This window comes from Nitrobacter sp. 62-13 (genome assembly GCF_001896955.1).
Taxonomy (GTDB): Bacteria; Pseudomonadota; Alphaproteobacteria; order Rhizobiales; family Xanthobacteraceae; genus Nitrobacter.
In genome coordinates this window covers 1-5,594 of the sequence record NZ_MKRN01000147.1, presented here as the reverse complement: position 1 = coordinate 5,594, position 5,594 = coordinate 1, and the positions used below count along the sequence as shown (strand labels likewise).

General features: G+C 63.0%; 5 protein-coding genes. 4 read left to right on the top strand and 1 reads right to left on the bottom strand.

Features of this window, described 5'->3' with window-relative positions; all coding sequences use genetic code 11:
* The first annotated feature begins 90 nt into the window (after positions 1-90).
* Complete coding sequence (gene glmS, locus BGN91_RS10570; RefSeq protein WP_292612916.1) at positions 91-1,917, top strand: glutamine--fructose-6-phosphate transaminase (isomerizing); 1,827 nt, start codon at positions 91-93, stop codon at positions 1,915-1,917.
* 103 nt (positions 1,918-2,020) lie between these two features.
* A complete protein-coding gene (locus BGN91_RS10565; protein WP_292612915.1) occupies positions 2,021-2,791 on the top strand; it encodes a DUF502 domain-containing protein in 771 nt (256 codons plus the stop codon).
* Between the two features lie 17 nt (positions 2,792-2,808).
* Here BGN91_RS10565 and recG read toward each other — a convergent pair whose 3' ends face one another.
* A complete protein-coding gene (gene recG, locus BGN91_RS10560; RefSeq protein ID WP_292612913.1) occupies positions 2,809-4,908 on the bottom strand; it encodes an ATP-dependent DNA helicase RecG in 2,100 nt (699 codons plus the stop codon).
* A 160-nt stretch (positions 4,909-5,068) separates the two neighbouring features.
* On the opposite strand from recG, the gene BGN91_RS10555 reads away from it, so the two are divergent.
* Complete coding sequence (locus BGN91_RS10555; RefSeq protein ID WP_292612912.1) at positions 5,069-5,359, top strand: succinate dehydrogenase assembly factor 2; 291 nt, start codon at positions 5,069-5,071, stop codon at positions 5,357-5,359.
* Positions 5,356-5,594, top strand: a 239-nt coding sequence (locus tag BGN91_RS10550; RefSeq protein ID WP_292612911.1) for a hypothetical protein, incomplete at its 3' end; no start/stop codon positions are given. The genes BGN91_RS10555 and BGN91_RS10550, both read left to right, overlap by 4 nt.

Below are 5,594 nucleotides of genomic sequence, written 5' to 3'. Positions count from 1 at the left end.
TAATTATTGTTTCCTTGCGCTCCGGGGTATTCGTTAAGAGGGCATCGGCGTTTTTTCGCAGTTTTTCTGCGATCGGAGAAATTGACCTGCATGTGCGGCATTGTCGGAATTCTGGGACGTGGTCCCGTCGCAGATCAGTTGGTCGATTCGTTGAAGCGCCTCGAATACCGCGGCTACGATTCCGCCGGGATCGCGACTCTGGAGGGATCGCGTCTGGCGCGCCGTCGCGCCGAGGGAAAGCTGCGGAATCTGGAAGCTCGTTTGCGCGCTGAACCGCTGGCGGGACACGTCGGGATCGGACATACGCGCTGGGCGACGCACGGCAAGCCGACGGAGAACAACGCTCATCCCCACGCGACCGAACGAGTCGCCGTCGTCCACAACGGCATCATCGAAAATTTCCGCGAGCTCCGCGACGAGCTTCAGAAAAAAGGAGCGGTCTTCCAGACCGACACCGATACGGAGACCGTCCTGCATCTCGTCGACGGTCATCTCGCCGCCGGCGTCGATCCCGTCGAAGCGGTCAAGGCCACGTTGTCGCAGCTTCGCGGCGCCTTCGCCCTCGGCTTTATCTTCGCATCCGACGACAACATTCTGATCGGCGCGCGTAACGGACCGCCGCTGGCTATCGGATATGGCGACGGCGAAATGTATCTGGGATCGGACGCCATCGCGCTCGGGCCGTTGACCGATACCATCAGCTATCTCGAGGACGGAGACTGGGCGGTTTTGACCCGCAAGGGCACAACAGTCTACGATCACCGGAACGCCATCGTTCAGCGCGACCGCATCAAGCACAGCGCCTCGACCTCTCTGGTGGACAAGGCCAACTTTCGTCACTTCATGGCCAAGGAAATCCACGAACAGCCCGAAGTTGTCGGACATACGCTCGCCCGTTACGTCGACATGGCGACGGAGCGCGTGTTGCTTCCGACCGACCTCCCGTTCGATTTTCGCGATATCAGGCGGGTCTCGATCGTGGCCTGCGGGACCGCAAACTACGCCGGTTACATCGGTAAATACTGGCTGGAGCGTCTGGCCCGTCTGTCCGTCGACATCGATATCGCATCGGAATTTCGCTACCGCGAGGCGCCGCTCGGCAAGGGCGATCTCGCCATCTTCATTTCGCAATCCGGCGAGACCGCCGACACGCTCGCGGCGCTTCGCTACGCGAAGGAGCAGGGATTGCACACGCTCTCGGTCGTCAACGTCACGACATCGACGATCGCGCGCGAAAGCGAGTCGATGTTGCAGACCCTGGCGGGGCCGGAGATCGGTGTCGCTTCGACAAAGGCATTCACCTGCCAGTTGATGGTGCTTGCCGCGCTCGCGATCGCAGCCGGCAAGGCGCGGGGGGAATTATCCGAGGAAGACGAGGCCAAGCTCGTGCACGGCCTGATCGAGGTTCCGCGGCTGATGTCGGAAGCGCTTGCCACCGAACCGCAGATCGACAAGCTCGCGCGCGACATCGCCAAATCGAGGGACGTCCTGTATCTCGGACGAGGCACCAGCTATCCTCTCGCCCTGGAGGGCGCGCTCAAACTCAAGGAAATTTCCTATATCCATGCGGAAGGCTACGCTGCGGGCGAACTCAAGCATGGACCGATCGCGCTGATCGACGAGAACATGCCGGTGGTGGTTATCGCGCCTTACGATCGCGTTTTTGAAAAGACCGTCTCCAACATGCAGGAGGTGGCCGCGCGAGGCGGTAACATCATTCTCATGACCGACGCAAAAGGAGCCGCTGAGGCGACCGTCAGCTCGCTGGAGACGATTATCCTGCCCGATATGGCGGCGACGTTTGCTCCTCTGATCTATGCGGTTCCGGTGCAGTTGCTGGCCTACCATACCGCCGTCGTCATGGGCACCGACGTCGACCAGCCGCGCAATCTGGCAAAATCCGTCACAGTCGAATAAGACTGGGGGTCGTCGCAGGGCGGTCCAAAGCGCCGCATGCAAAGTCTGCTGGAATGCCTATATGAGCAGACACTGCCTATTGAAATCCTGATCTGGAACCACGATGACCCGTAACAATTCTTCGAGCGGCCCGCCAGGCGACCCTCACCCGGAGGTGCCCCGCGGCGTCATCGCGCGATTCCGGAATTACTTTCTGACTGGTCTGATTGTCGCAGGCCCGGTTGCGATAACGCTTTACCTGACCTGGTGGTTCGTGAACTGGGTTGACAACCTGGTGCGGCCGTTCGTCCCCATTACGTATCGGCCGGAAACATACCTGCCTTTCGGAGTGCCGGGATCGGGTTTGATCGTCGCGGTATTCGCGCTCACGATGCTCGGCTTCCTCACGGCCAACCTGATCGGCCGGACGCTGGTCGATTTTGGCGAAAAGATCCTCGGCCGGATGCCGGTGGTGCGGGCGATCTACCGCGGACTCAAGCAGGTTTTTGAGACTCTTTTTTCCGGATCCGGATCAAGCCTGCGCAAGGTCGGTCTGGTTGAGTTTCCGTCGCCCGGAATGTGGTCGATCGTTCTCATTTCGCAGGTCCCAAGTGCGAATGTCGCAGAGCGGCTTCCCGGTCAGGAGGAGCACATTTCGGTCTTCCTGCCTTGTGCGCCCAACCCGACCACGGGCTTTTTCTTTTATGTACCGAAGAGCAAGGTCGTCGAGGTCGACATGAGCACTGAGGAAGCGGCAACCCTCATCATGTCCGCGGGCGTCGTTCAACCGAACTCCGATCAGCAGAAGAAGCTCGCGGCTCTTGCGGACATGGCCAATACCGCCCGCGCCGCGAATGATTCTGCCCTTACTCCCGAGACTGCGAAGGCCGACTGACGCCTGGTGGTCCGATTCTAGCCCGCACCGATCAGGAGCAGGGCTTCGTCCCGCTCAAACAGATACAGCAGGCATCGCAACGCTTCACCGTGCGCCCCGGACAGCGTCGGGTTCTGCTCCATGATGCGCAAGGCTTCGTCGCGGGCCTGCGCGATGAGCTGTGCGTGAACATCGGAGCGCGCAATGCGATAGCCGGGCAGGCCGCTTTGACGAGTGCCGAGCACGTCGCCTTCGCCGCGCAGCTTCAGGTCTTCTTCGGCGATGCGGAAGCCGTCGGTGGTTTCCCGGATCACCCGCAGCCGCGCATCGGACATCTCGCCCAACGGTTCGCGGTAGAGCAGCAGGCAGGTCGAAGGCTCGGAGCCGCGGCCGATCCGTCCTCGGAGCTGGTGGAGTTGTGCCAGGCCGAAACGCTCGGCGTTCTCGATGACCATGATGGTCGCCGCCGGAACGTCAACACCGACCTCGACCACGGTTGTCGCGACCAGCAGATTGATTTCGGCCGCCGCGAACTGCGCCATCACGCGATCTTTTTCGGAGCCGCGCATCCTGCCGTGGACGAGACCGACCTTGTCGCCGAAGCGCGCCTTGAGAATGTCGAACCGTTGCTCGGCATCGGTGAGGTTCACGGTCTCGGATTCTTCGACCAGCGGGCAGATCCAGTAGACCAGCTTGCCGGCCTTCACGGCGCGGCCGACCGCGTCGATCACCTCGTCCAGGCGGCTGTCGGAGATGGCGCGGGTATCGATCGGCTGCCGGCCGGCGGGCTTTTCGCGCAGTTCGGAGACGTCCATGTCGCCGAAATAGGTGAGAACCAGCGTGCGCGGAATCGGTGTCGCGCTCAGCACCAGCACATCGACGGCCTCGCCCTTGGCGGTCAATGCAAGACGCTCGCGCACGCCGAAACGGTGTTGTTCGTCGACGACCGCCAGCGCCAGCGCCTGGAATGCAACGTCATCCTGGATCAGCGCATGGGTGCCGACCAGCAAATCGATATCGCCGTTGGCCAAGCCTGTGATGATCTCGCGCCGTTCCTTGCCTTTCTCGCGGCCGGTGAGGATAGCGACGCGCAAGCCCGCCTGTTCGGCCAGCGGCGCGATGGTCTTGATATGCTGGCGTGCAAGGATTTCGGTTGGCGCCATCAGCGCGGTCTGCTTGCCGGCTTCGGCCGCCGCGGCGGCGGCGAGCAGCGCGACGACCGTCTTGCCGGAGCCGACGTCGCCTTGCAGCAGCCGTAACATCCGCACGGGTTTCCGCAGGTCGTCAATGATCGCGGCTACCGCCTGTTGTTGAGATGCGGTCAAGGCATAGGGCAGCGCGTCGATGATCCTGTTGCGCAGGTGCCCGTCGCCGGCGTGTCGGGTTCCGGCCGGCCGTCGAAGTTGCGCGCGCACCAGCGCCAGCGCGAGTTGTCCGGCGAGCAACTCGTCGAAGGCAAGGCGTGACCAGAACGGGCCTCCCGGCAGGATATCGGTCAATTCCAATGGCACGTGAACGCGCTGAAGCGCCTCCGCCATCGGTGGAAAGCTGCAGCGCCGCAGGATCTCCGGGCTGATCCATTCGGGCAGCGCCGGGAGCCTTTGCAGGGCCATCGCGATCGCGCGCCGCAACGTGCCCAGCGCCAGGCCCTCGGTGAGAGGATAGACCGGGTCGATGCCCGAGAGTTTTGCCAGTCCCGCTTCATCGACAACGCGGTCGGGATGGACGATCTGCAAGGTGCCGTCGAACATCTGCGCGGTGCCGGACACATAGCGCCTGGCTCCGACGGGAAGCAGCTTTTCGACGTAGTCCGGCTTGCCGCGGAAGTAGGTCAGCACGACGTCTCCGGTCTCGTCGCTGGCGTAGACCAGATGCGGCGCGCGCGAGCGTCCCGGCGGCGCGGGGCGATGACGCTCGACGGTCACTTCAAGCGTCACCACGGTGCCGGGAACGGCGTCGCGGATTTTGGGTCGCGCCCTGCGGTCGATGACGCTTGCGGGCAGGTGAAACAGCAGATCGATCAGGCGCGGGGTTTGGTCGCGCCCAAGCAGATACCGGAACAGCTTGTCCTGCTTCGGCCCAACGCCGGGCAGGCTGGTCACCAATGCAAAGAGGGGATTGAGCAGTGCAGGGCGCATCGCGCGACTCGACGAATGGCGAGGTGGGGCCGGTAGGCTGGAAGCCTTGAATGCAATTTTCGAATTATGCAATGCGTGAACGGGTGCTGACATCCCCGTTCGCCGCCGCTATATGATGCCGGCCCGGCTCGTCCGGGCTTTCGGCGTTCGGATGGGATTGATGACGGGATCGACACGATCGAGCGGCGGCCTTGACGACCGCCGCAAACGGCTCTTGTTCCGCTGCTGGCATCGCGGCATGCGCGAGATGGACCTGATCCTCGGCCGTTTTGCCGATGCGGAAATCGGGTCGTTGACCGATGCGGAGTTGATCGATCTCGAAAGCCTGATCGAGGTTCCGGACCCCGACCTGTACGCCGCGTTGAGCGGCGGCGCTCCGCTGGCCTCTGAGTATCGCACGGCTCTATTCGATCGTATCAGGTCGTTTTCGCCGGCTGGGCGGGACGCATGAAGACGACCGCACGATCGCCGGCGGACTCGCTGTCGGCCGGCCGCCCGCTGACGCTCGCCAATGTCGCGGAAGGCGCGGAGGGGCTTGTCGCCTCGGATCTCGCACGCGCCATCAAGGCCAAGGCAGGACGGCAGGCTTCGGCCGTCAGCCTCGCCGTTGTCTGCCGGGACGGTCCGCGCATGCAGCAACTGGCGCGCGCGCTGGAATTCTTCGCGCCCGATATTTCGGTGATGCA

Bases quoted from the DNA above. Each gene is read 5' to 3' on its own strand.
- glmS (WP_292612916.1), top strand. From the start codon at position 91: ATGTGCGGCATTGTCGGAATTCTGGGACGTGGTCCCGTCGCAGATCAG.
- BGN91_RS10565 (WP_292612915.1), top strand. From the start codon at position 2,021: ATGACCCGTAACAATTCTTCGAGCGGCCCGCCAGGCGACCCTCACCCG.
- recG (WP_292612913.1), bottom strand. From the start codon at position 4,908: ATGCGCCCTGCACTGCTCAATCCCCTCTTTGCATTGGTGACCAGCCTG.
- BGN91_RS10555 (WP_292612912.1), top strand. From the start codon at position 5,069: ATGACGGGATCGACACGATCGAGCGGCGGCCTTGACGACCGCCGCAAA.